The 23,545-nt window shown below is 68.3% G+C and carries 19 protein-coding genes and 8 pseudogenes; 9 read left to right on the plus strand and 18 right to left on the minus strand.

Features of this window, described 5'->3' with window-relative positions:
• The first annotated feature begins 1 nt into the window (after position 1).
• A pseudogene (locus tag KAE78_RS08820) lies at positions 2-399 on the plus strand (RidA family protein).
• Here the strand turns inward: KAE78_RS08820 and KAE78_RS08825 are convergent.
• Entirely contained in the window at positions 383-1,222 is an 840-nt protein-coding gene (locus KAE78_RS08825; protein ID WP_223170583.1) for a PaaX family transcriptional regulator C-terminal domain-containing protein, read from the minus strand. The pseudogene KAE78_RS08820 and the gene KAE78_RS08825 sit on opposite strands and share 17 nt — an antisense overlap.
• Positions 1,223-1,358: 136 nt before the next feature.
• Between KAE78_RS08825 and KAE78_RS08830 the strand changes: the two are divergent.
• Positions 1,359-2,965 (plus strand): annotated as a pseudogene (locus KAE78_RS08830) (carboxylesterase/lipase family protein).
• Here KAE78_RS08830 and KAE78_RS08835 read toward each other — a convergent pair.
• On the minus strand, positions 2,866-4,047 hold the full coding sequence (locus tag KAE78_RS08835; RefSeq protein WP_223170584.1) for an MFS transporter: 1,182 nt from the start codon (positions 4,045-4,047) through the stop codon (positions 2,866-2,868). The pseudogene KAE78_RS08830 and the gene KAE78_RS08835 sit on opposite strands and share 100 nt — an antisense overlap.
• 262 nt (positions 4,048-4,309) lie before the next feature.
• Here KAE78_RS08835 and KAE78_RS17675 point away from each other — a divergent pair, with 262 nt between their 5' ends.
• Both KAE78_RS17675 and KAE78_RS08840 read left to right on the plus strand, forming a co-directional pair.
• Positions 4,310-4,765: a carboxylesterase family protein gene (locus tag KAE78_RS17675; protein ID WP_262927616.1), complete on the plus strand. Its 456-nt coding sequence runs from the start codon at positions 4,310-4,312 to the stop codon at positions 4,763-4,765.
• The gene (locus KAE78_RS08840; RefSeq protein WP_262927617.1) at positions 4,666-5,826 is read left to right on the plus strand and encodes a carboxylesterase family protein; all 1,161 of its coding nucleotides are present in this window, start codon (positions 4,666-4,668) and stop codon (positions 5,824-5,826) included. Before KAE78_RS17675 ends, KAE78_RS08840 begins: the two co-directional genes overlap by 100 nt.
• Positions 5,827-6,107: 281 nt before the next feature.
• Here KAE78_RS08840 and KAE78_RS19660 read toward each other — a convergent pair.
• The 15 genes and pseudogenes from KAE78_RS19660 to KAE78_RS19685 all read right to left on the minus strand — a co-directional run.
• Positions 6,108-6,572, minus strand: a pseudogene (locus KAE78_RS19660) (ROK family protein); the annotation flags it as partial.
• A gap of 142 nt (positions 6,573-6,714) precedes the next feature.
• Positions 6,715-7,098 (minus strand): MarR family transcriptional regulator, encoded by a 384-nt coding sequence (locus KAE78_RS08850; protein ID WP_223170585.1) that lies wholly within the window; start codon positions 7,096-7,098, stop codon positions 6,715-6,717.
• Between the two features lie 46 nt (positions 7,099-7,144).
• Positions 7,145-8,077, minus strand: coding sequence for a formylglycine-generating enzyme family protein (locus KAE78_RS08855; RefSeq protein ID WP_262927619.1), 933 nt, complete (start codon positions 8,075-8,077; stop codon positions 7,145-7,147).
• Between the two features lie 216 nt (positions 8,078-8,293).
• Complete coding sequence (locus KAE78_RS08860) at positions 8,294-9,019, minus strand: hypothetical protein (protein ID WP_223170587.1); 726 nt, start codon at positions 9,017-9,019, stop codon at positions 8,294-8,296.
• Positions 8,977-9,228, minus strand: coding sequence for a sulfatase/phosphatase domain-containing protein (locus tag KAE78_RS17680; RefSeq protein WP_262927620.1), 252 nt, complete (start codon positions 9,226-9,228; stop codon positions 8,977-8,979). Before KAE78_RS17680 ends, KAE78_RS08860 begins: the two co-directional genes overlap by 43 nt.
• 59 nt (positions 9,229-9,287) lie before the next feature.
• Positions 9,288-10,067: pseudogene (locus KAE78_RS08865) on the minus strand (sulfatase); the annotation flags it as partial.
• A gap of 72 nt (positions 10,068-10,139) precedes the next feature.
• The gene (locus tag KAE78_RS19665; protein ID WP_411156021.1) at positions 10,140-10,529 is read right to left on the minus strand and encodes a hypothetical protein; all 390 of its coding nucleotides are present in this window, start codon (positions 10,527-10,529) and stop codon (positions 10,140-10,142) included.
• Positions 10,518-10,768: pseudogene (locus tag KAE78_RS19670) on the minus strand (MgtC/SapB family protein); the annotation flags it as partial. The pseudogene KAE78_RS19670 and the gene KAE78_RS19665, both read right to left, overlap by 12 nt.
• A gap of 97 nt (positions 10,769-10,865) precedes the next feature.
• Positions 10,866-11,147: a hypothetical protein gene (locus KAE78_RS19675; RefSeq protein ID WP_411156022.1), complete on the minus strand. Its 282-nt coding sequence runs from the start codon at positions 11,145-11,147 to the stop codon at positions 10,866-10,868.
• 90 nt (positions 11,148-11,237) lie between these two features.
• Positions 11,238-11,710, minus strand: a pseudogene (locus KAE78_RS19680) (ATP-binding cassette domain-containing protein); the annotation flags it as partial.
• 18 nt (positions 11,711-11,728) lie between these two features.
• A complete protein-coding gene (locus KAE78_RS08880; RefSeq protein WP_223172454.1) occupies positions 11,729-12,352 on the minus strand; it encodes an ABC transporter ATP-binding protein in 624 nt (207 codons plus the stop codon).
• Positions 12,256-12,648 (minus strand): ATP-binding cassette domain-containing protein, encoded by a 393-nt coding sequence (locus tag KAE78_RS08885; protein ID WP_223170588.1) that lies wholly within the window; start codon positions 12,646-12,648, stop codon positions 12,256-12,258. The genes KAE78_RS08880 and KAE78_RS08885 overlap by 97 nt, the downstream gene beginning before the upstream one ends.
• Positions 12,649-12,739: 91 nt before the next feature.
• Complete coding sequence (locus KAE78_RS08890; RefSeq protein WP_223170589.1) at positions 12,740-13,531, minus strand: ABC transporter permease; 792 nt, start codon at positions 13,529-13,531, stop codon at positions 12,740-12,742.
• A gap of 97 nt (positions 13,532-13,628) precedes the next feature.
• Positions 13,629-14,468: an ABC transporter permease gene (locus KAE78_RS08895; RefSeq protein ID WP_223170590.1), complete on the minus strand. Its 840-nt coding sequence runs from the start codon at positions 14,466-14,468 to the stop codon at positions 13,629-13,631.
• Positions 14,469-14,534: 66 nt separating this feature from the next.
• Positions 14,535-16,453, minus strand: a pseudogene (locus KAE78_RS19685) (ABC transporter substrate-binding protein).
• On the opposite strand from KAE78_RS19685, the gene KAE78_RS08905 reads away from it, so the two are divergent.
• On the plus strand, positions 16,352-16,894 hold the full coding sequence (locus KAE78_RS08905; protein ID WP_262927855.1) for a TetR/AcrR family transcriptional regulator: 543 nt from the start codon (positions 16,352-16,354) through the stop codon (positions 16,892-16,894). The pseudogene KAE78_RS19685 and the gene KAE78_RS08905 overlap by 102 nt on opposite strands.
• On the opposite strand, the gene KAE78_RS08910 is transcribed toward KAE78_RS08905, so the two are convergent.
• Positions 16,877-17,491, minus strand: coding sequence for a TetR/AcrR family transcriptional regulator (locus KAE78_RS08910; protein WP_223170592.1), 615 nt, complete (start codon positions 17,489-17,491; stop codon positions 16,877-16,879). The genes KAE78_RS08905 and KAE78_RS08910 overlap by 18 nt on opposite strands.
• Before the next feature lie 136 nt (positions 17,492-17,627).
• Here KAE78_RS08910 and KAE78_RS08915 point away from each other — a divergent pair.
• From KAE78_RS08915 to KAE78_RS08930, 4 genes and pseudogenes are all read left to right on the plus strand, one after another.
• Positions 17,628-19,919, plus strand: a pseudogene (locus tag KAE78_RS08915) (glycoside hydrolase family 3 C-terminal domain-containing protein).
• Positions 19,920-20,098: 179 nt separating this feature from the next.
• Positions 20,099-21,241 carry an ROK family transcriptional regulator gene (locus KAE78_RS08920; protein WP_223170593.1) on the plus strand — a complete coding sequence of 381 codons (1,143 nt, stop codon included), beginning with the start codon at positions 20,099-20,101 and terminating at the stop codon, positions 21,239-21,241.
• On the plus strand, positions 21,238-22,164 hold the full coding sequence (locus KAE78_RS08925) for a polysaccharide deacetylase family protein (RefSeq protein ID WP_223170594.1): 927 nt from the start codon (positions 21,238-21,240) through the stop codon (positions 22,162-22,164). Before KAE78_RS08920 ends, KAE78_RS08925 begins: the two co-directional genes overlap by 4 nt.
• Positions 22,161-23,498, plus strand: coding sequence for an MFS transporter (locus KAE78_RS08930; protein WP_223170595.1), 1,338 nt, complete (start codon positions 22,161-22,163; stop codon positions 23,496-23,498). Before KAE78_RS08925 ends, KAE78_RS08930 begins: the two co-directional genes overlap by 4 nt.
• Positions 23,499-23,545: the final 47 nt, after the last annotated feature.

Below are 23,545 nucleotides of genomic sequence, written 5' to 3' on the forward strand. Positions count from 1 at the left end.
CATGACTCACACCCTCATCAACCCGGCCTCGCTCGCGCACCCCTCCGGCTTCAGCCACGGCGTCGCAGCGGGCAATGCGGTCTATCTCAGCGGGCAGACCGCGATGAGGCAGGACGGCAGCATCGAGCCGGGTGGAATCGTCGCGCAGTTCCGCCGCGCGTTCACCAATGTTCTGGACACCCTGCGAGAGGCAGGGGGACGCCGAGCGATCTGGTCTCCGTCACCATCTATCTGACCGACGTCGACGACTACCAGCGCAACGGCCGAGAGATCGGACGGGTGTGGCGCGAGCTCGCCGGATCCGACTACCCCGCGATGGCCGGCATCGGCGTGACCCGCCTCTGGCAGGCCGACGCCCTCATTGAGATCCAGGGGATCGCGGTCATCGCGAGCGAATGACCTCGAGGGCGTAGTCGCGCGCGAGCGGCGCAAGGTGCTCCTGCAGGCGATCCAGGAGCGCATGCGCTGCCGCGCCGGGCCAGTCCTTTGGCAGGAGACGCAGAGGGAGGCCGGGGTCGAGGAACGGAAGTCGGCGCCACTCGGTGAACATCGGCACATAGTCGCGGAACGCCTCGGCGCGGCCGGCGCGCGGATGACCCCGTCGCACGGTCGACCACCGGTCCGCGAGTGGGGAGTGTGAGGCGATGAACGCGCGGTACTGCGCGCTGAGCGCATCGAGATCCCACCACCGTGCGACGTCCTCTGCCGTGTTCTCCGCGAGCGGGGTGGCGGCGAAGAGTGTGACGTACTGGCTGAGATCGAGTTTCGAGAGATGGGTGCGTGCCTGCTCGATCAGGTGGGCCGGGGCGATCCATACCCCGGGAGAGACCGTCCCGAACCCCATCCAGCTGAGCTCTCGGCGCAGCGTGTGGCGCCTGTCGCGCAGTTCTTCGGGAATGGAAAAGATCGCGAGCAGCCAGGGATCCGAGTCGCGCGCGCGCTGCTCGGCGTAGATGCGGAGGTCGCCCTCGCGAAAGACGTCCTCGCTGGCAGAGGACAGTGCGTATGCGGCGACGCCGTCGTGGCGGACGCTCTCGATGAGGCCGCGTCGCTTCAGCCGGGACATCGACGAGCGCACTCCCTGTTCCGGCACGCCGAATTGGCCGAGCAGGCGGATCAGCGCGGCAACGGGGATTGCGCCTCCCTCATCGCGACCGTACAGGCCGTAGATGGTGAGGATCAGCTGTGTGTGCTGACGACGTGGAGCGGGATCAGCGGACACGGACGCTCCCGCTGGTCGCCGAGGCAAGGTCATGACGCATGAGGCCACTCTATCGTTACGACCGTCACACATTCGTGATATACGAAGTGTGTGACGCACGTCTAGAATAGTGCATATACCCGGAAGGAATGGATCGATGAGCGCAGACGTAGTGGTCTCAACCGACTCGGGAGACGTGCGAGGTCATCGTGCCGACGCCCTCGACGTGTTCGCGGGCATTCCCTATGCCGAGGCGCCCATCGGGGCGCGGCGTTGGACGCCCGCCGAGCCGAAGCGCCCATGGCCCGGTGTCCTGGATGCCACGGACTTCGGCCCGAGCGCTCCTCAGCCCTACGATCCGACGGGCGAGCGAGATCGCGTGCTCGGCGATCACGGTAGGCCGCCCTTCGATGAGGATTGCCTGACGCTGAACGTCTGGACTCCTGCCTGTGACGACGCGAAGCGTCCCGTTCTCGTCTGGATTCACGGTGGGGGTTCATCTCCGGGTCGGGGTCGCTCCCGATCTATCACGGCGATACCTTCGCCTCGGCCGGCGACATGGTCGTCGTCACCATCAACTATCGGATCGGGGCGCTCGGCTTCCTCGCCACCGAGGAAGCCGCCGAGCCGAACCTGTGGCTGAGCGACCAGATCGCCGCCATGGACTGGGTGCGCCGCAACATCGAGAGGTTCGGCGGCGATCCGGAGCAGATCACCGTCGCCGGGGAATCCGGCGGTGCCTTTTCGGCGCTGAGCCTTGCCGTCAGCGAGGTCTCCTCACCGTGGATCCGCCGTGTGATCCTGCAGAGCGCGCCTCTCGGGCTGCGCCTCGCGACGCCGCAGGACACCATGGCGACGACCCGGCGCATTATGGATCTGCTGGGATGCGCGACGATCGAGCAGTTGCGCGCCGTGCCCAGCGAAGCCCTCATCGGCGCGACGCTGCAACTCATGCCGCTCGCGGCGCGGTTCGGACATTGGTCGACGCCGTTCGTTCCCACGATCGGCAGCGCGCTGCTTCCCCAGCATCCCCTGGACGCGTTCATCGACGGCGCGGCGGCGGACATCGATGTGCTCGTCGGATGGAACGCCGACGAAGCCAGCTTCGCCTTCGCGCTGAATCCCTCGGTGCAGGGGCTCGATGACTCGCGTGTGCTCGAACGCCTCGCCGAGCGCTTCTCGCCCGCCGACAGCGCGTATGCGTCCTACGCGTCGCGCGCGGCATCCGGGGACGATGTGCCGCGACAGGTGCTGGAGGCGATCGTCAGCGACGAGCTGTTCATCCAGCCCGCGGTGGAATTGGCGGAGTCGCGGAGAGACGCGCGGTCGGTCTTCGCCTATCACTTCGCGTTTCGCTCGCTCGCCCACGACGGCCGGCTCGGTGCGACGCACTGCTTCGAGCTGCCGTTCACCTTCGCCAACCTTGAACGGTGGAGTCATGCCCCGTTCGCCCAGGGCCTCGACCCCGACGCGTTCCAGGAGACGAGCACGTTGATGCACGAAGCCTGGATCAGCTTCATCCGCACCGGTGACCCCGGTACAGGGACCAGGGTCCTGGTCCCCGTACGGGCGGGAGCGGCTCGTCATGGTGTTCGACTCAGCCTCCCGGGTGGAGCCCGATCCCGTGGGCGTCGCACGGACGCTTCACGAGCAGGCGGGCGACCTCATGCGTCATCGCCGCTGACCCGGTCGGGGCGGCTCAAGAGCTTACGAGCGAGAAGCGCGGCGATGATGCTGGCCAGAGCGACGGGAATCGCCGTGTAGAGAATGATCTCGTTGGCGCTCAGGCTGATCGCGAGGAGGATGCCTCCGACCGCGGGTCCGACGATCGATGCCATCCGGCCGAGAGCCGCCGCCCAGCCGACGCCGGCGGTGCGCAGGGGTGCGGGGTAGAGGGCGACCGCGATCGATGCCTGGCCGACCATCCCGACGAGTCCGGCACCGACGATTGCGAGCAGGAGCAGCGTGATCGTCGGCGTCGTGGTGACGAGGGCGACGGCGATCAGTCCTCCCGCGCCCAGTGCCGAGCCCCAGATGAGGATCTTCGCTGTTCCGAATCGGACCGAGAGCAGCATGAGCAGGATCCCTCCGACGAGTCCGCCGATTCCCGTGGCTGCTGTGCCCAGCGGCGCCTGCGCGGGATCGAACCCGAAGCTCAGCAGCAGCGTCGGCACCCAGGACAGCAGGGTGTAGTTGGCGAAGAACACCAGGAACGCGAAACACCAGAGCAGAACGGTGGACGAGGCGCGTCCTTCGGCGAAGAGCGCCGTGGCACGAACCTTGGGCTGATCGGAGCGGCGAACCTCGTCGGTGTTGTCGTGAACGGTGAAGAACTGCACGATGAGAATGAGCGCGGGCGCGATCGCGCCGACCCAGAACACCATGGCCGGACCCGCCGCAGCGATGAGGCGGCCGCCGAGCAGGCCGCCGATCATGACGCCGGCGCCGAGCCCCATGGTGATGGCGACCGTCACGGACTCCTTGCGGCGAGCAGGGCTGGATCCTGCCGCCAGAGAGATGGCGGCGGGAAGCACGGCTCCGAGGCCGAGACCGGTCACGAACCGGGCCGCGGTGAGGAACGGTACGGATTGACTGTCGATGATGATCGCGGTGAGCGCCGATCCGACCGCGATCAGCGCGGTGCTGGCAAGGATCACGTTGCGCCGACCGAGCATGCTCGTCAGCCACGACGACGAGGTGTATCCGAGTACCACCGCGATATTGGTCGCGACCAGCGGTGCGGTGAAGGCGGCGGCGGGCAGCTCCCAGGTGGCGGCGAGGCTCGGGATGACGATGCCGATGGCGGCGGTATCGAATCCGTCGACGATCATGGTCACCAGAAGCACGAGGACAAGGGTGACGGGGACGCGTTGTGTGGATGCAGGTTGTGCAGTGTCGGGTGAGATACGGGTCATGACTTCCCTTACGGGACGGGTGACGCCGTCGGCATTGAGTACAGGTGACGTGCGTCACGATGAGTGAATGTGAGCACACGCTAGTGAGATTTCCGTGGTGGCACAAGAGATTTTCCGCACAACGGGAAGACGACCGGGATGTGCGGGAAGCACTCGTTATAGTTCAAGAGTCGAACTAAGAAGCGGAGCTCACATGAACCCACTCACAGAGACCGACGCCGGCATCGTGGGCGGTCTGGATCTCGGCGGCTGTCATGCGTACCTCGGTGTGCCCTATGCAGCGCCTCCTGTGGGTCCCCTGCGATTCGCTGCGCCGGTCGCCGCAGCACCGTGGGCGGGCGCGCGCGACGCGACCCGCTTCGGGTCGGCCGCGCCGCAGCTGACCGCTGAGGGCGCGGGAGGAGCCCCGCCCACGCTCGCCCGTGGACTGGCAAGTCTCCTCTACCCGTTCAGCGGGAGCCCGGTGGGAAACGTCACGGTCGACGAAGACTGTCTCTTCGTGAACGTCTGGACACCGATCGGTTCCGGGGAGCCGCGGCCCGTCATGGTGTGGCTGCACGGCGGTGCGTTCCTGCACGGGCCGGCTCAGAACCGGCGTTCTGGGGAGACCGGCTGGCCGCACGACACGATGTCGTCGTCGTCACGGTGAATCATCGGCTCGGCGCGTTGGGATATCTGCCGCTCGGCGATGGTGCAGAGGATGCCGGCCACGCGGGCATGCTCGACATCGTCGCGGCGCTCGAGTGGGTGCGCCGGAACATCGCGAGCTTCGGCGGAGATCCGCACAACGTCACGGTGTTCGGGCAGTCGGGCGGGGGAATGAAGATCGCGACTCTCATGGCCATGCCCTCCGCGCGCGGGCTGTTTCACAAGGCGATCATTCAGAGCGGCGCGGGTCTGTGGCTTCCCTCGGAGGAAGAGGCACGTCCGCTCGCCGACGCGCTCTTCGATGTTCTCGGCGTCCAACGAGGAGACGTCGATGCGCTTCGAGATACGCCCGTGGACGCACTCGTCCAGGCACAGTTCGCCGCGATGGGCATGACGCCGACGATGCCGTTCGGGTTCGCGCCCGTGCGCGATGGAAAGGCGATCATCTCTCAGCCCGTGGATCGCGAGATGACCTCTGCACCGGATGTGCCTCTGCTGATCGGCAGCACGAGCGAAGAGGCGGGCATGTTCCTGGCGACGGATCCGTCGTTCGCGACCCTCGACGACGCGGCCCTCGATGAACGGCTCTCGGGAGACTTCGGGACCGAAGCCCCCGACGTTCTCCGCGCGTATCGCCGCGCCTTCCCCGCCGCCGATGCGCAGGGTCTTCTGCGCAGGATCGAGACGGACAGAGATCTGCGCGTGAGCGAACGGCAGTTCGTGCGCGCGAAGCGGGAGCACTCTCGGGCGCCGATCTTCGCCTACCTCTTCGACTACAACGGTGGTGTCCTGGACGGCGCCGTCGGCGCAGCGCACAGCGCCGACCTCGCCTTCGTGTTCGACAACGCGGATCGGATCCCGCTCTCGGGTACGCGGCCAGAGCGAGATGCCCTCGCCCGCACGATGGCGCAGAGCTGGACGCAGTTCGCGCGCACCGGCGATCCGAGCGTCCCGGGTGGGCGCGTGTGGCCCCGCATTCGCCGGACGGGCGCGAGACGATGGTCTTCGACGCCGCACGCGGCCGAGTCGAGCGCGACCCCGACGGTGAGCGTCTGGACCTGATGTCGCGGTTCACCTCGAAGCTGTTCGCCCGTCGTCCGTAGCGTCGATCTCGAGCGGGCGGGCAAGGATGCGATCACGGGCGGCCCACAGCGCGCCGCGGATGGCGACGTCGTCGCCGAGCGTCCCGCCGAGGATCGTCGGAGAGGGATCACCTCGTTGCCATCGCGCACGGGCCGTGTGGCGCGGAAGTGGCGCTCGATCTCTTCGGACAGATGAGCCCAGTACCCGCCGAGAACGATGACGCCAGGGTCGAGGGCGAGGGACATGATCTGAAGGGCATGCGCGACCCATGCCGCCGCCGCTCGCCACGCCTCCACCGCCCGGGCGTCTCCGGCGTCCACGCGCGCCACGAACGTTGCGAGAGCGGCGGTGAGACCCACCTCGTCCAGCTGCGGTGCGAGGCCTGCGCTCTCGAGCACCACGTCGGGGCCGGCGACCGTGACCAGGCATCCGTGCTGTCCGCAGATGCAGCGCGAGCCCCCGTGGTCGATGGGGATATGCCCGAAGGCCCCGCAAACCCGTTGGCACCGCCGTAGAGTCCGTCGGGCGTGACGATCGCGCCGCCGATTCCCGAGTTGCTCTTCAGGTAGAGCATGTCCGTGGGGCGATCGAGCACGGCGTACTCGGCCATCGCGGCCACCGTCGTGTCGCCGACGAGGCGCACGCCGCCCTCGAGCGATCCGGCGAGCTCGTCGACGACGGCCAGGCGGGTGCGCAGACCGCCGATGACATCCACGGGACCCCACTCGAGGTCGGTATCGGCCAGCACGATCGCCGGCTCGCCGCCCACCGGGGCGAACGCGACGATCGTGAGGTCGACCACCCTTCGTCCGAGCGCGGCCGTCGCGCGGAGGGCGTCATCGACGACATCCCCGAGCACATCGAGTATCACTTCGGGCGCGCCCATCGGACGTCCGTGGTGCAGTGAGAACCGCACGAGCTCGTCCCGGCGAGGGAGGACACGACGGCCGTGGCGCGATCGGCGTCGATCTGAGCGGCGACAAGGGCGATCGTGTCGGCGGCGAGCTCGAGCCGCACGAGAGGTCGTCCGCGGCCCTGCGACACCGGTTGCTCCGTGGCGCGCACAAGCCCCGTGCGCAGCAGCTTGTCCACCAAGGCCGTCACCGACCCGCGCGTGAGCCCGGTCGCCTCGGCGATCTCGCTGCGCGCGGCCTGCCCCGTGCGTGCGATGTGATCGAGCACCAACTGCAGATTGTGTCTGCGGACATCACCGCTGACGAGTGAGCGCGCCTCGCGTGCGGGCAGCGTCATGGTCGCCCCTTCTGCCTGCGATCGCGCACCTCAGCGAGTCGTGGTGTCATGCTCTCGATGGTACGGAATAGGGTCGCCTCGGCAGAATCGCCCCGCGCAGGCACGTGGGCTTCCTCACGGTGACGATGGTGCGGGATCTGCGACGCGCTCGGCGTGCACGGAGACCACCGTGCGAAAGCCGGTGTTGCCCGCGGACGAATCGGGGTGTTGCTGCTGCGCGCGGCGACACGGTAGCGGTTGCAGTACGACTCGTGGCAGAGATACGAGCCTCCGCGGATGACGCGGGTCGTGCCGAGGCCCGGCCCCTGCGGGTCGGACTCGGGGAACGCGTGTAGTAGCGAGGATCGAACCAGTCGGCGCACCACTCCCAGACGTTGCCCGCGACATCGGTCAGCCCGTATCCGTTCTCGCCGAAGACGCCCACCGGGTTCGTGGTGAGCCAGCCGTCCTCTCCGCTGTTGCGACGGGGAAACTCTCCCTGCCAGATGTTGCAGCGGTGCTCGCCCTCCGGGTGGAGCTCATCGCCCCAGGCATAGCGCCTGCCCGCGAGGCCGCCTCGGGCCGCGAACTCCCACTCGGCCTCCGTCGGCAGGCGCCGACCCGCCCAGGAGCAGTACGCGAGTGCGTCGTTGTGGCTGATGTGCGTCACCGGGTGCGCGGCATACCGTTCGAGGGTCGCCGAGGCCGCTTCGGGGCCTCCGCCGAACGGGGCTCGCCAGTGCGCGCCCCTCACCTCGAGCCACCACGGCGCTGCCGGCGAGCGACCGAGCACATCGGAGTCAGAGCCGGCGAAGGCGGCATAGAACACCGCAGACGTGCCGAAGCGCTCCGCCTCGGTGGTGTAGCCCGTCGCATCGACGAACGCAGCGAACTGACGCACCGTGACCGGCGAACGGTCGATGCGGAACGCCCCGAGCCGCACCTCGTGCCGAGGCGTCTCTCCGTCGTGCGGGTATCCCTCCTCGAAAGCATCGCCCATCGTGAACCGACCACCGGGATCAGCACGTCCTCGTGCCGCGGAGCGTGCTCCGCTCCGGGCGCAACGGTCCTCGGCGTCATCCCCGGTCCCGACGTGACGCGTACGTCGACACCGGGGATGACGGCTTGCGGCGCCGGCATGCCCACAGACTCTGCGCGGGGCCTGCCCCTCGCGCAGCATGCGTCGTGAGAAGGCTCTGCAGTCATGCCGGCGAGCCTACCGTGCGACCAGGAGCGCGCCGAGAGCGTCGTTGAGCTCTCGCAGCGCCTCGGTCGTGAGATCCGCCTTCATCGCGGCGAGTTCGACCATCGTCATCCCACCGGCGAAGTGCAGGATGAACGGGTTGTCGACGAAGGGGAACACCGCGGCGACCGCCGGCCTCGTCTCGGGCTTCTCCAGCAGCTCGCGCAGCGGAATCGTCGCGACGGGCGCACCCTCGCCGAAGTCGTCAGCGCGCGGAGCGGGCGCCTGCGAGGCGATCACCTGGTTCCATTGGGCGTCGATGAGCAGATGCTCGGGACCCACGGGGCCCTCGATCGGAAGACCGAGTCTCGTGTACTGCTCGGCCGGCGCGTCGGACGAGCGCAGCAGCTCGACCAGCAGCGTCGCCATCCGCTGCTCGAGCACGGCATCGCGCAAGGGGCGTTCCTGATGCGGATCTTCGTGCAGATCGAAGAGCAGCGTGCCGTAGAGATAGGGGTTGCCGAACGTGAAGGCCGGAACGCGCAGCAGAGGAACACCCTTCGTGAAGGCGAACGGCGGGATGAGCTCGGCATCGCGCAGCTCGGAGGGCGAGAACCGACTGCCCATGTGCATCGGCATGAGCGTGTAGTCGAACAGCGGCGCGTTCTCCGGCGTCGCGCACGCCCGCATGTAGACGTAGCGCCCGTCGGTGACGTTCACGTGCGAGCCCGCGTTGCCGAACAGGCCCGCCTCGCGCACCGGGGCGTCGGCGGAGATGACGTCGCGAAGGGGAGGCCCTGCATGTCGGTCGTGCGATCGACCCCGAAGTATTCGAGCAGGGTCGGACCCAGATCGATCGTCTGCACGAGGGCGTCACGACGCTCGCCGGCGACGTTCGTGCGCGGATCCCAGATGAACAGCGGCGTATGGATGTTCTCGTCGAACCAGGGCTGGACGTTCTTCCCCACCAGTTGTGCTCACCCAGCAGCAGGCCGTGATCGGTGCACACGATGAGCATCGTGTCGTGCCACATGTCGTGCTCGTCCATCAGATCGAGTACGCGCCCCAGCGAGCGGTCGCACATGGTCAGCAGCGCGAAGTAGGTATTGCGCAGGTGCTCGATCTCGTCGGCGTTCTCGATGACGCGACGGTAGGCGGGCCAGTCGAAGTGGCGCCCGCGGTAGCCGGTCTCGTAGAGCGAGAGGTACTCGTCCGTGCTGAAGAACGGCTCGTGCGGGTCGAAGGCCTCAAGCTGCAGGAACCACGAGTCGGCGTCCTTGTTCGTCTCGATGAAGTGGACGCCGGCATCGAAGGTGAGCGTCTGCGGATGCGAGGCCTCGTCGCGCATGTACTGGCGGTTGATCCAATCCTGCCGCCAGACGGGATCGTCGCGATCGATGACCGATTCCGGTACCTCGGGGGATCCACATGCCCTTCCAGGCATCCCCTCCTGTCCGCGGATGAACTCGTAGGTGTTGAAGCGGCCGTGGTAGGTCGCTCCGCCGTCACCCCAGTAGTGGCGGTGGTCGGTCACGAGGTGCGTGTAGACGCCGTTGTTCTTGAGCATCTCGGGCACCGAGTCGTCGAACGGCTCGAGCGGGCCCCACGACCGGTGCAGGAAGTTGTAGCGGCCGGTGTGGAGTTCACGACGTGCGGGCATGCAGGGCATCGAACCCGCGTAGCAGTTGTCGAACGTCGCCGTGCGCTGACGCAGACGCTCGAAGTTGGGTGCGACGATGCCCTCGGCGCCGTACGGCGGCAGCATCCGCCTGTTGAGCGTGTCGAACATGACCATGATCGCTTTCATGGCTTTCCTTTCCTCGCCCCGCGGGGACGTGCGTATCTTCGGCGGTCGGTTCAGTCCTCGGTTCGTCGCTCGTCATTCCTCGGGGTCGGCGGCCCACCACCGGACGGCCTGGACCTTGGGGTCGAGGCTGATGCGGTGCACGGCACGCTCGAGCGAGCTCGGGTCGACGTTCGAGCTGGCGGTGAGGGCGGCATTGACATTGACGAGCGAGTGCTTCCCCGCGGAGGACTTGATGGAGCGCAGGGTGAACTCGGGCCGATTCACCGCCTGCAGGACGAGCGCGCGGATCCTCGGCTCGCTCTTGTCGTTGGTGCGGGCCTCGAGATAGTACTCGACCGAGTCGTCAGTCATGCGGACATCGGGGGATGCCGAGCCGCGACGGTTGACCAGACGCGAGACCGGCCGCAGCAGGGTGTTCGCGCCGACGATCGCGACCGTGCCGAGAACGGCGATCGCGTACATCCCCGAGCCGGCGAGCGTGCCGACGGCGGCCGCGCACCACAGCGTCGCCGCCGTGTTGAGGCCACGGATGTTGATCCCCTCGCGAAGGATCACCCTGCGCCGAGGAAGCCGATCCCCGAGACGACCTGCGCGGCGACGCGCGTGGGGTCGGCCATCTCACCGGTGAATCCGTAGGCGCCCACGACGACGAACAGGGCCGAGCCGCCGGCGACCAGCGCGTTGGTGCGGATGCCCGCCATCCTCGATCGCCATTGACGCTCGAGCCCGATGCATGCCCGAGCACCAGGCCCACGATGACGCGCAGGCCCAGGTCGATGACGATCGCGATATCGGCTGTCACGCCACGAGCCCGCTCTGCTCGGCGATGAGCCGCTGCCGCTCGAGACGGCGCACCCGCTGCTGGGCCGGGTCGGCGACCGGCGCCGACATCAGCAGCTTGCGGGTGTAGGGATGCGTCGGATCCGAGGTGACCTGGTCGGCGTCTCCGTACTCGACGATCTCACCACGGTACAGGACCGCCACGCGGTGGCTGATATGACGCACGACCGAGAGATCGTGGCTCACGAAGAGGTAGGCGACGCCGGTGCGCTGCTGGATCTCGATGAGCAGGTCGAGCACGCGGGCCTGCGTCGACAGGTCGAGCGCCGAAACGGGTTCGTCGCACACGATGAGCTTCGGCTCGAGCGCGAGGGCGCGCGCGATCGCCACGCGCTGGCGCTGACCGCCCGAGAACTCCCGCGGCAGGCGGGATCCGGCGTCGCCGGGAGGCCCACCTGCTGCAGCAGTTCCTCGACCCGCTCGCCTGCCTCCGTGCGGCTGATGCCCTGCGCCCCGAGCGGCTCGGCGAGGATGTCTCGCACTCGAAGCGCTGGGTTCAGCGAGGTGTAGGGGTCCTGGAAGACCACCTGCAGGTCTTTCGCGAGCGCCCGGCGCTCATCCCTCCCGGCTCGGGTGATGTCGCGTCCGTCGAAGCGCACCTCGCCCGCGGCGATCGGAGCAAGTCCCAGCACGGCGCGGCCCAGCGTCGTCTTGCCCGATCCCGACTCGCCGACAAGGCCCACGGTCTCGCCGCGGGCGATGTCGAGCGACACTCCGTGCAGCACCTGGAACGGCGGCTTGCGCCATCCTTTCGCGGGGTACTGCACGACGAGGTCGTCGACCGTGAGCAGCGTGTCGTTCATCGGACTTCCTCCAGAGACTCAGAAGCGGAGCGCTGGGTCCGCCGAGGGCGGGCGGGCGGGGCCGCCGTCGAGGATCGAGTCGAGCAGCATGCGCGTGTACTCGTTCTGAGGATCGGCGAACAGCTGCTCCGTCGGGCCGTGCTCGACGATGCGTCCGAGCTGCATGACCGCCACGCGATCGCACAGGTCGGCGACGACGCCGAAGTTGTGCGTGACGAGAAGCAGCGCCATGTGCCGCTCCTGCTGCAGCCGCCGCAGGATGTCGAGTATCTCAGCCTGGACGGTGACGTCGAGCGCCGTGGTCGGCTCATCGGCGATGAGCAGATCGGGGTCGCACGAGATGGCGCCGGCGATGAGCACGCGCTGCGCCATGCCGCCGGAGATCTCGTGCGGATACGCGTCGAAGGTACGCTTCGGGTCGGCGATGCCGACCTGGGAGAGCAGATCGAGGGCGCGTTGCCTGGCGTCCTTGCGACTGAGGCCGAGCACGTAGCGCATCGGCTCGATCAGTTGGTAGCCGACCTTGAACGCGGGGTCGAGATTGCTCATCGGCTCTTGCGGGACGTAGGCGATGCGTCTTCCCCGCAGCCTGGCGTATGCTCCGGCGTCGAGTCCGATGAGCTCTTCGCCGTCGAAACGGATGCTTCCGGCCGAGACGCGACCGCCTCGGGGCAGCAGCCCAGGACGGCGAACGCCGTCTGCGTCTTGCCGGAACCCGACTCGCCGACGAGGCCGAGAACCTCACCCCGGTCGACGTCGATGTCGACGTCTTGCACGACGTCGCGCTCATCGCCGCTCGGCAGCGCGTACGACACGGCGACGCCGCGGATCGACAGCAGCGCGGAGCGGTCGGATGTCGCCGCGCTCTCGTGCCCGGCGACATCCGACTGCGTCCTGATGGCGGCGGTGGATGCGGCGACGCGCTTCTTCGGGGCCACTGTCTTGGCCCCTCCTCCAGGGTGTCGCGGATCGCGTTGCCCAGCAGCACGCAGGATGCGACGAAGAGCCCGATCATCACCCCCGGCCAGATCAGCAGGGTGGGCGCGGTGTAGAGGGCGAGGAACGCGTCTTGCAGCATGCCGCCCCACGTGGGGTGCTGGGGTCGCCGAGACCGATGAACTCGAGGCCCGCCTGCAGCACGACGGCGATGCCGGCGATGAAAGCGGCCTGGATGATGATGGGGGCGCGCACCACGCTCAGCACGTGACGGGAGATGATCCTGAAGTCCGACAGTCCCGACACACGGGCCGCGTCCACGTAGAGCTCGTTCTTCACCCCGATCACGAGGTTGCGCACGAGCCGGAAGAACGCCGGCGCCACCATAACGCCGAGCACGGTCATGGTGACCAGCGTGTTGGGCCCCACGACTGCGAAAAGCGCGACGAGGATGATCTTCGACGGCATCACGAGCACGACGTTGGCGATCCAGCTGGCGGCGGCGTCGAACGCGCCGCGCACGTAGCCGGCGATGAGACCGGTCGTCACTCCGAGGGCGACCGAGACGACGACGGTGATGAGGGCGCCGATGAGGGTCAGCGAGCCGGCGTAGAGCAGGCGGCTGAGCACGTCCCGACCGGCCTGGTCGCCACCGAGGAGGAACTCGGACTGGAAGGGCGGCTCGTTGGCGAGATGGATGCGCACATAGTCGGGCGCGAAGGGCGCCAGCCAGGGGGCGAACACGCTGATGGCGATGATGGCCAGCAGGATGATCGTCGGTATGACCGCCATCGGCTCCGCCAGCAGACGCCTGACGAGCCCCTTGCGAGGAGCGATCGCGGTGTCGACCGAGATGCCGGTCGTGGGTGTTGCGGGAACGGTCATGCCACACGCGCCTTCGGGTTGGTCCAGCCATTGGCCATATCGATGAGCAGGTTGACGACGACGACGATGACGGCCATGGTGATCACGACGCCCATGATCATGGGATGTCTCCGCGGATCGTCGAGTTGACGGCCAGCAGGCCGAGCCCGGGGAGGGCGAACACCTTCTCGATGACGACGGCGCCGCCGATCATGCCGATGAACTGCAGGCTGAGGATCGTCAGCGCGGGTCCTGAGGCGTTCTTGAGCGAGTGCTTGAGCAGCACCGAGCGCTCGCTGAGTCCGCGAGTGCGCAGGGTGCGCACGTAGTCCTGGCGGAGCACGTCGATGTAGGCACCGCGGATCTGCTGGGCAGCAGCGGCGACCCCACCGATCACGATCGCGGCGACGGGCAGGACGATGGATGCCGCCCACAGACCGAGATCCCGTCCTGGCGGCACGTAGCCCGTCGCCGGCAGCCAGCCGAGACCCAGCGCGAAGACGACGACGAGCACCATCGCGAGCCAGAAGTTCGGCAGGGCGAGTCCGACCACCGATCCGACCTGAAGAGTGCGATCGAGCCAGCCACGGCGCACGGCAGCGACGACGCCCAGGATCACGCTCACGATGGCGACGATGACGATCGAGACCGTGACGACGGACAGCGTCACCGAGATCCGGCTCGTGATGGCGCCCGTGACGCTTTCAGGGCTGAACCAGGAGGTGCCGAAGTCACCCCTGATCACGCCGGAGAGCCAGCTGAAGTACTGCAGGATCAGCGGTTGGTCCAGGCCCAGCTCCTGCGCCTTGGCGTCGACCTGGGCCTGGTCGGCCTCGGGGCCGAGCACGCGGCGGGCGATGTTGCTGCCGCCCGAGTAGACCATCGCGAACGTGATGAAAGATATGGCCAGCAGCAGGATCAGGCCTGAGACCGCTCGCTTGGCGATGAAGACGATCATGGATCACTTCCCCTTCGGGGTGGTGCGGTGTGGGCGGTGCGAGATCGCACCGCCCACACCGGTGAGTCAATCGGCGGGAGTGAAGTTGCGCAGGTACGGCACGACGCTGCCGGACTGCTGGACCGCATCCGTCTGCTGGTCGGTGAGGAACACGTTGTCGGTGAACAGCGTGACCGCGAACCAGGCGTTGTCGACCAGGTAGCGGCTCACGTCGGCGTAGGCCGCATCCTGCTCGGGACCAGTGGAGAACTGAATGGTGTCGAGCAGCTCGTCGAGCTCTGGCGTCTGCGTCGCCATGGGGTTCCATGCACCGCTGACCGAGATCATCTTCTGGATGTCGCGCCAGGGGTGCCCCGAGCTCGAGCCGAAGTTCGCCACCGCGTAGCGGCCCTCCATGAGGGACGGGACGACGTCCTCGGCGGGGATCTTGTCCCACTTCACCGTGATGCCCACCTCTGCGAGCTGCTGGGTGATGGCCGGGATCGCGTTGTCTCCGGGGAACTCGGGCATGGTGATCTCGAAGCCGTCACCGTATCCGGCCTCGGCGAGCAGGTCGCGTGCCCGCTGCGGGTCGTAGGGGTAGGCGTTGTCGAGCTCCTCGACGAAGGCGGGGCTCAGGACGTTGAAGATCTGCGTGGACGTGCTGCCCGCCCCGCGAAGATGTTCTCGAGGATCGCCTCGGAGTCGAGGGCGTAGTTGATCGCCTGCCGGACGCGGACATCGGCCAGCTCGGGCACCATCTCGCCGTCGCGGTCGAAGAGCACGAGTCCGCGCCAGCTGATCGGGTTGCGACCGACCTGGAGGTTGCTGGCCTCGGCCTCCGCGATGACGGTGGTGTCCGCGGTCGCGCCGTTGACCTGGCCCGACTTGAGCGCGTTGACGCGAGCGGTCAGATCTTCCATGGGCTTCACGATGAACGTGTCGTAGGGGAACGCGTCGGGGTTCCAGTAGTCCTCGTTGCGGGTGAAGACGTATTCGCTGCCGGTGATGGTCGCGCCGGTGTCGAGCACATACGGCCCCGATCCGACCGGGACGGCCGCGATCTCCGGCGTGCCGAGCGCGGCAGGGCTCGCCATCGCGCCCGCCACGAGGCACAGGTAGTAGGTGAAGGCGGGGTCAGGGGCGTCGAGGTGGATCTCGACGGTCACATCGTCGAGCACGACGACGTCGGTGACGCCGGCCACCATGTAGACGCTCACTCCGGTGCTCTGCTGCAGGTGCTCGATGTTCGCCTTCACGGCGGCGGCGTCGAACGGCTCACCGTCGGTGAAGGTGATGCCCTCGCGCAGTGTGAGCGTGAGGACGGTGTTGTCCTCGTTGTACTCGAACGACGTCGCCAGGTTCGGCTCGACGACGCCCTCGGGCGTGTAGTTCAGCAGCGTGTCGTAGACCGGCTGCCAGTAGTAGACCTGCCAGCCGGTGTCGAGCTGGCCGGTGTCGAACGACGCGAGGTTCTGCAGGTTCGCGAGGCTGAGCGTACGGTTCTCGGTGCTGGGAGCGGTGCTGCCTCCGCCGCCGGCGCACGCGGTGAGCGCAAGGGCGCCCGCGGCAATGGCGGCGATGATCGGCATCTTGATGCTTCTCAAGGAAATCGACCTCCTCGTCGATGGTGCTGTTCTCGGTTTCGCGCCTCGCGTCTGACGGTCTGCCTCTGAGTCATTGCCCTGGCTGGGCGGCGACTCGCCTGTGATTCGCGCTAAACCTACCGGGCACTCGGTAGTATTGTCAATCATGCACGCTGTACTTGTCGGAGAGATTGACACAATGAGTACGAACACCGTGACCGCCCGCCAGGCAGGAGACCGCGCAATGAACGACAAAGCCACGACGTCGGCGCATTCGACCCGTCGCAGCCCCAAGGGGACGAGCGCCGGAAGGAGATCATCGACGCCGCCGTGCGCCTCTTCGCCGAGGACGGCTACAACGCGGCATCGCTCGCGAACATCGCCGCCGAGGTCGGCATCTCCCAGGCGGGCCTGCTGCATCACTTTCCGTCGAAGAGCGCACTGCTGCTCGCCGCGATCCAGGATCGAGACGAGCGGTGGGTGAAGCTCGGCGACATCAGCGAGAGCGGGCCCCGCAGCCTTCTGACCATCCTTCCGGTGCTGCGCCAGAACGAAGAGACGCCCGCGTTGGTCAAGCTCAACGCCATCATCAGCATGGAAGGGCTGCTCGAAGATCACCCTGCCGGCGAGTGGGTGCACAGCACGTACGAGAATCGTCTGCGCGTGTTCGGCCACGGCATGGAGGCGATCATCGATTCCGAGCGGCTGCCTCAGGGGTCACGATCGCCGACATCACGAAGCTCTTCATCGCCGCGAACGAGGGCGTGCGCTACGAGTGGCTGCTCGAGGGTCAAGATTTTCATCGCTCCGACCGGCTCAAAGCGTTCCTCGAGCTGCTCCGCCCTACTTCAGGGACCCTGAGCTCGAACTCGACGTCGAGCTGGAGCCGGAGCTGATGGAGTAGCCGGCGGCGGGCGAAGCCAGCGCGAGCACGTGCTCGATGTGCGCCGCCATATCGATCGTGGGGTCGTTCAGCCACTGCGTCTGCAGACCGTCGGCGAGGGCGATGAGCACGGTCGCGAACGTGTCGGGGTCGACGGCCTCGTGGAGATGTCCGGCGTCGCGCCGTTGCTGCAGTCTGGCCACGAAGACGTCGCGCAGGCCCTGGCCGCGCTCGCGGAAGAACTCGTGTGCCGCGTGCTGCGGGTCGGTCGCCTCGGCGGCCAGCCGCGTGTACAGCTGCACGAGTCCCGGCACCTCGGCGTTGTGGCGAATGATGCGGAGAAAGGGCTCGACGAGATCGTCTGTGGCATCGTCGTGACCGTATGCGGTGAGATCGACCTCGTCACGCTTTCGCAGGATGGCCGTGAAGAGCTCTTCCTTGCTCTCGAAGTAGTGAAGGACGCCGGCCTGGCTCAGTCCCACGGCGTCGGCGAGTTCGCGCACGGATGTTCGTCGGTAGCCGTGGCGTGCGATGACGTCGAGGGCCACGGTGAGTATCTCTTCTCGCTTTGCCACGCCTTTGGCGTAGGAACCTCGTCGAGCCATGGATCGAGCATAAGCCGTACGACACTTGCTTTTCAATACCGAGTGTCATACGGTTTTCGTATCACCCAACGACGGGTGATCTCGCTGCCGACGTAAGGAACCGACAATGACGACGATCTCGGAGGGCATCCCCGTGGCATCCGCTGCAGGGCAGGTTGCCGGACTCACGCTCGAAGAGAAGGCATCGTTGACCAGCGGTGCGAGCTTCTGGCGCACCACGCCTGTCGAGAGGGCGGGAATCCCGGCGATCATGGTGACCGATGGCCCGCATGGCCTGCGTAAGCAGGCCGGCGACGGCGATCACCTCGGGATCGGCAACAGTGTTCCCGCCACGTGCTTCCCGCCGGCCGTCGGTCTCGGCTCCTCCTGGGATGTCGATCTCATCGGCCGCGTCGGCGAGGCCCTGGGTGCGGAAACGGCGATCGAGGATGTCGCGGTGCTGCTCGGCCCGGGCGTGAACATCAAGCGCTCCCCGTTGTGCGGCCGCAACTTCGAGTACCTCTCTGAGGATCCGATCGTCTCTGGCGTGCTCGGCGCCGCCTATGTCCATGCGGTGCAGTCCCAGGGCGTGGGCACGTCGCTCAAGCATTTCGCCGCCAACAACCAGGAGCACGATCGGATGCGGGCGAGCTCGGATGTCGACCCGCGCCCACTCCGCGAGATCTACCTGCGCGGCTTCGAGCGGGTCGTCAAGGACGCCCAGCCGTGGACGGTGATGTGCTCCTACAACCGCATCAACGGCGTCTACGCCTCGGAGGACCCGTGGCTGCTGACCGACGTGCTCCGCGGCGAGTGGGGCTTCGAGGGCCTTGTGGTCTCGGACTGGGGCGCGGTCAACGATCGCGTGAAGGGCCTCCCGGCCGGGCTCGACCTGGAGATGCCCTCCTCGAACGGTCGCACCGACGCTCAGCTCGTCGCGGCGGTCGAGGACGGTTCGCTCGACGAGACCGCACTCGACCTGGCGGCCGGACGCGTGATCGACCTGGTGCGCAAGGCGCAGGCCGGCGCGGGGAAGGTCTCGGGTCCGCTCGACGTCGACGCGCACCACGCCCTCGCCCGAGAGGCGGCGGCCCGCTCGATCGTGCTGCTGAAGAACGACGGCGCGCTCCTGCCACTGGCGAAGGACGCGAGGCTCGCCGTCGTCGGCGCCTTCGCCGAGACTCCGCGCTTCCAGGGCGCGGGCTCCTCGCTCATCAACCCGACGCGCGTGGACACCGCCCTCGAGGAGATTCGCGCGCTGTCCGCGGCGGAGGTCGCGTACGCCGCGGGGTTCCGCCTCACGCCGGAGACGTCGGATGCCGAGACGACGGCGCTGCGGGAGGAGGCGGTGGCCGCGGCATCCGATGCCGACACCGTCCTGCTGTTCCTCGGGCTCCCGCCCGTCTGGAGTCGGAGGGGTACGACCGCGAGGACATCGATCTGCCCGTCGAGCAGCTCGCGCTGCTCGACGCCGTGCTCGCGGTGAACCCGAATGTCGTCGTCGTGCTCTCCAACGGCGGCGTCGTCGCTCTGCCCTTCGCCGACCGCGTGCCGGCGATCCTGGAGGCCTGGCTGCTCGGGCAGGCCGGGGAGGGGCGACCGCGGACGTGCTGTTCGGCGAGGTCACCCCCTCGGCGAAGCTCACCGAGACGATCCCGCACCGGTTGAGCGACACTCCCGCCTACCTCGACTTCCCCGGTGAGTTCGGGCGTGTCCGCTACGGTGAGGGGCTCTTCGTCGGCTATCGCTGGTACGACGCCCGCGGCATCGACGTGGCCTTCCCCTTCGGGCACGGCCTGTCGTACACGAGCTTCGCCTACGGCGAGGTCGCGGCATCCGTCACCGCCTCCGGCGACGTCGAGGTGCGCGTGCCGGTGACCAACACCGGCGATCGCGCTGGGCGGGAGATCGTGCAGGTGTACACCTCGCTTCCGGGCGGTCGCGTGCAGCGGCCGGTGCGCGAGCTCAAGGCCTTCGCCTCTATCGCGCTCGAGGCCGGTGAGACGCGCGAGGCCGTGCTGACCGTGCGCCGGGAGGACCTCGCATACTGGGACATCCGCGTCGACCGCTGGGTCGTCGAGGGTGGCGAGTACGTCCTCGAGGCGGCGGCGTCGAGCCGTGACATCCGATCCGCGACGCGGGTGACGGTCCACGGCGACGCCGTGCAGGTGCCGCTGAGTCGCGAGTCCTCGATCGCCGAGGTCATCGCGCACCCGGTCGCCGGGCCGGTCGTCCAGGCGGCGATCGCGGAGATGATGAGCGGGATGGAAGGCATCGAGTCGGTGATGCCCGAGGGCGTCGACATGATGAAGATGATGGATTCCTTCCCGATCGGCCGCGTGTCGATGATGGTGGGGACTCGGTCAGTCCGGAGATGATCGACGGGCTCATCGCGATGGGCGACGCCGCGACCCCGTAGCGCTGTCCCACCCGCTCCCGTCGCAGGATCGGTCGCTCCGGCATCCTTGAGCAGCCCGGTCTGCGACGGGAGCGGTGGGCGCGAAAGTGACGGTGGCGAAGTGCGACACAAAGTGTCATACTTGTCCGCGGCCGGGCGCATCCGGCATCCGATTCGGCACCGACGCCCCGGGAGACAGTGTGGCACTACCCCTCGCAGGTCCGCAGGCGCTGCTGCGCTCGCTCAACGCACGGGCGATCCTCGACGCCCTGGCCCGCCGCGGATCGCTCACCAAGGCCGAGCTCATGGCGGCCACCGGGCTCTCCCGCACCGCAGTGACCCAGGTGCTCCGGATGCTGGAGTCCGCCGGAGCCGTGCACATCGCCGGTGTCGACCGGGCGACCAAGGGCCCGGCCGCGACGCGCTTCTCGCTGGATCCCGACCTCGGTTTCGCCGTCGCCGTGCACGGCGGGCGAGAGAGCGTGCACGTCGCCCTCATCGACGTGCGAGGCGTCATCCGCGCCGAGCGGTCGGCCCGCCACGCGCACCCCGAGGACCGTGCCGAGCAGATCGCCGACCTTGTGGACCAGTGCCGCAGCGACGTTCCCGGCGAGCTGCTCCACGCGATCGTCGGCATCCCCGGCATCATCGCCGGCGGCACGACCCTCCGTGACGACCAGGGCCCCGACGGCGGGGTCTTCCACGCCGAGCTCACGCGACGGCTCGGCTGCCCGGTCACGCTCGACAACGACATCAACCTCGCCGCCCTCGCCGAGCTCGCCGGCCCCGCCGGTCACGGACTCACCGACTTCGTGCTCCTGTCGATCGGTGACGCGATCGGCTCGGCGATCGTGATCGACTCCCGCCTGCACCGCGGCGTCGGCGGCGGCGCCGGTGAGCTGGGCTTCCTCCCACAGCCCTCGGTGCCGATCGGCACCCCCGTGCTGAGCGTCGAGGTGTACGCGGACTTCGCCCGCGACGCCGGCCGTGACCCGGCGCTCCCGCTCCCCGCGCACCTGGATGCGGCCGCGACCGGAGACGTCGCCGCGCTGCGGATGGTCGAGATGATCGCCGAGCGGATCCACGTGCTCGCCGCCACCGTCACGCTCACGATCGATCCCCAGGCGATCCTGCTCACCGGCTACGGTGCCCACCCCGTGCTGGTCGACGCCGTCCAGGATCGTGCCGCCCGCTTCGCACACCTGCTGCCCATGGCGTTCCGGCTCTCGCGCGGCGGCACCGAGGCCACCCTGACCGGTGCCGCCCGGGAGGCCTGCACAGCGCTGCGCGCGGCCCTCTTCGAGCGGATCCTCGGTCTCACCGCAGAACGGAGCAGACGATGACGTCCCCGACCCTGATCGCGCGTCTCGGGCATCCCGAAGGCACCCGTGCGATCATCCTCAACGCCGACGACTTCGGTATGTGCCACGCGGCCAACACCGCGATCACCGAGCTGTTGGCCGCCGGCCATCTCGACTCGGCGACGGTCATGCTGCCCTGCGCCTGGGCGCCCGAGGCCCTCGCCTTCGCCGCCGCGCGTCGCGACCTCGATGTCGGAGTGCACCTCGTGCTCACGAGCGAGTGGTCCCGGTACCGCTGGCGGCCCCTGACCGGTGTCGGCACGAGCCTCACCGACGACGACGGGTACTTCCCCGCCGAGGTCCGCACGGTCGAGGAGCAGGCCGACACCGCCGATGTCGCCGCCGAGTTCGCCGCGCAGCTCGAGGCGGCACTGGCCGCGGGCGTCGACGTCACCCACCTCGACAACCACATGGGCTCCGTCTATGGGCTCGAGACCGGCCGGGACTTCCTCGCGACGGTCTTCGAGCTCGCCGCCCGCCACAGGCTGCCGTTCCGGCTTCCGCGCTTCGCCGACGGCGTCAGCGACGACCCGCGGGTGCAGGCCGTGCTCGATCAGGCGATCGCCGTCGCCGACGCGCTCGGCATCGTCCTGCCGGACCGGTTGTGGACGCATCCCTTCCCCCTCCAGGGCGAGGGGACGGAGCAGGAAGAGGGCTATGAGCAGGTCCGCGACGGCTTCGTCGAACTGCTGCGGGCGACCAGGCCCGGCGTCACCGAGCTGTACCTGCATCCGATGGACGACACCGAGGAGCTGCGCGCCGCCGTCGACTTCTCCGCCGCCAAACGGGGTTACGAGAAGCGGCTGCTGGCCGACCCTGCCGTCGCCGCGGTGATCGCCGAGGAGGGGCTCGTGCGGGTCGGCTGGCGGAGCCTGCGCGACGTGCAGCGGGAGGAGGCGCGATGACTCTGCTCGACGGCATCCGATCCCGTCGTCTGACAGGCGCGCCCACCCGCCGGCAGTTGCTCGCCTTCGGCGGCGCGGCCTTCCCGATCCAGCTGATGACGCAGACGTTCTCGGCATTCGTCGTCTACTTCTACACCGCGCACCTCGGGGTTCCGCCCGAGTGGGTCGCCGCCGCGATGATCGCGCACGGCATCCTCAACGCGCTGCTGAACCCTCTCGTCGGCACGGTCTCCGACCGGATGCGCACGCCCTGGGGCCGCCGTGTGCCCTGGATCGGCCTGGGGATCGTTCCGCTCGTGGTCGCCTTCGCGCTCGTGTGGGTGCCGCCGGCGCTCTCGCACGGCGGGCTCATCGTCTGGTTCCTCGTCGTGGTCGCCCTCTACGACATCGCCTTCGTCGTCGTGGTGCTGAACATCTCGGCGCTGTTCCCGGAGATCTTCCGCACGACCGCCGAGCGCGCCCGCGGCAATGTGCCGAGGCAGGTCTTCGGCATCGTCGGGATGGTGCTGGGCACCGCCGGCGCCCCGGCCCTCTACGGCACGATCGGCTGGGCGGGCATGGCCATCGTTCTGAGCGTCGTGTGCCTCGGGATGCTCGCCTGGTCGTTCGGCGGCGGCATGATCGAGCGCGAGGCGGCGCCCGAACCCGAGGAACGGATGCCGTGGACCGCCCAGCTCGGCTACACCTTCGCCAACCGGGCCTTCGTCTTCTACGTGCTCGGGTCGCTGCTCGTGCAGACCTCGATCGCGGTGATCCTCGCCGCGATCCCCTTCTACGTGCGCTATTCGCTCGGCGCCGCCGACGCCGACGGCTCGATCCTGCTGGGGGCGATCTTCGCCGCCGCGATCCCGGCCATCTTCGGCTGGGGATGGGTGCTGCGCCACCTCGCCCCGCGCACGGCGCTGCTGATCGCCGTGGCGGTCTTCGGGGTGACCGTGCTCTGCTACTGGTTCCCGGCCTCCGTCATCGGAGCCGCTCTCGTCGGTGTCGGTGTGGGCGTGGGCGTCGGCGGGCTTCTGCAACTGATCGAGGTCGTGCTGGCGCAGGTGATCGACGAGGACGCCGCGCGCACCGGACGGCGCCGCGAAGGCGTCTATTTCGGCGTGAACGGACTCATCGTCCGCGGCTCGATCGTCATCCAGGCGATCGTGGCGGCGTGGGTGCTGCGGGCGAGCGGCTTCGATGCGGCTCTCGGCCACGCGCAGCCGGAGTCGGTGGACGGCGGCATCCGCATCATGCTCGCGGTGATCCCGCTGGGATTCACGGCGCTGTCGTTCCTGTGCTTCTGGCTGTTCCCGATCCGCGAGCGCGACGTGGTGCCGCCTCTCGGCTGAAACATCGCCCCGGTACGAGGGGCTCCTGTCGCGTCGGTCTCACTTGT

The organism is Microbacterium sp. NIBRBAC000506063 (assembly GCF_017968845.1).
Classification (GTDB): domain Bacteria; phylum Actinomycetota; class Actinomycetes; order Actinomycetales; family Microbacteriaceae; genus Microbacterium.

Coding starts and splice junctions, on each gene's coding strand:
- KAE78_RS17675 (WP_262927616.1), top strand. CDS start 4,310: ATGAACCCACTCACAGAGACCGACGCCGGCATCGTGGGCGGTCTGGAT.
- KAE78_RS08850 (WP_223170585.1), bottom strand. CDS start 7,098: ATGACGCTGCCCGCACGCGAGGCGCGCTCACTCGTCAGCGGTGATGTC.
- KAE78_RS08855 (WP_262927619.1), bottom strand. CDS start 8,077: ATGGGCGATGCTTTCGAGGAGGGATACCCGCACGACGGAGAGACGCCT.
- KAE78_RS19665 (WP_411156021.1), bottom strand. CDS start 10,529: ATGTACGCGATCGCCGTTCTCGGCACGGTCGCGATCGTCGGCGCGAAC.
- KAE78_RS08890 (WP_223170589.1), bottom strand. CDS start 13,531: ATGACCGTTCCCGCAACACCCACGACCGGCATCTCGGTCGACACCGCG.
- KAE78_RS08895 (WP_223170590.1), bottom strand. CDS start 14,468: ATGATCGTCTTCATCGCCAAGCGAGCGGTCTCAGGCCTGATCCTGCTG.
- KAE78_RS08925 (WP_223170594.1), top strand. CDS start 21,238: ATGACGTCCCCGACCCTGATCGCGCGTCTCGGGCATCCCGAAGGCACC.
- KAE78_RS08930 (WP_223170595.1), top strand. CDS start 22,161: ATGACTCTGCTCGACGGCATCCGATCCCGTCGTCTGACAGGCGCGCCC.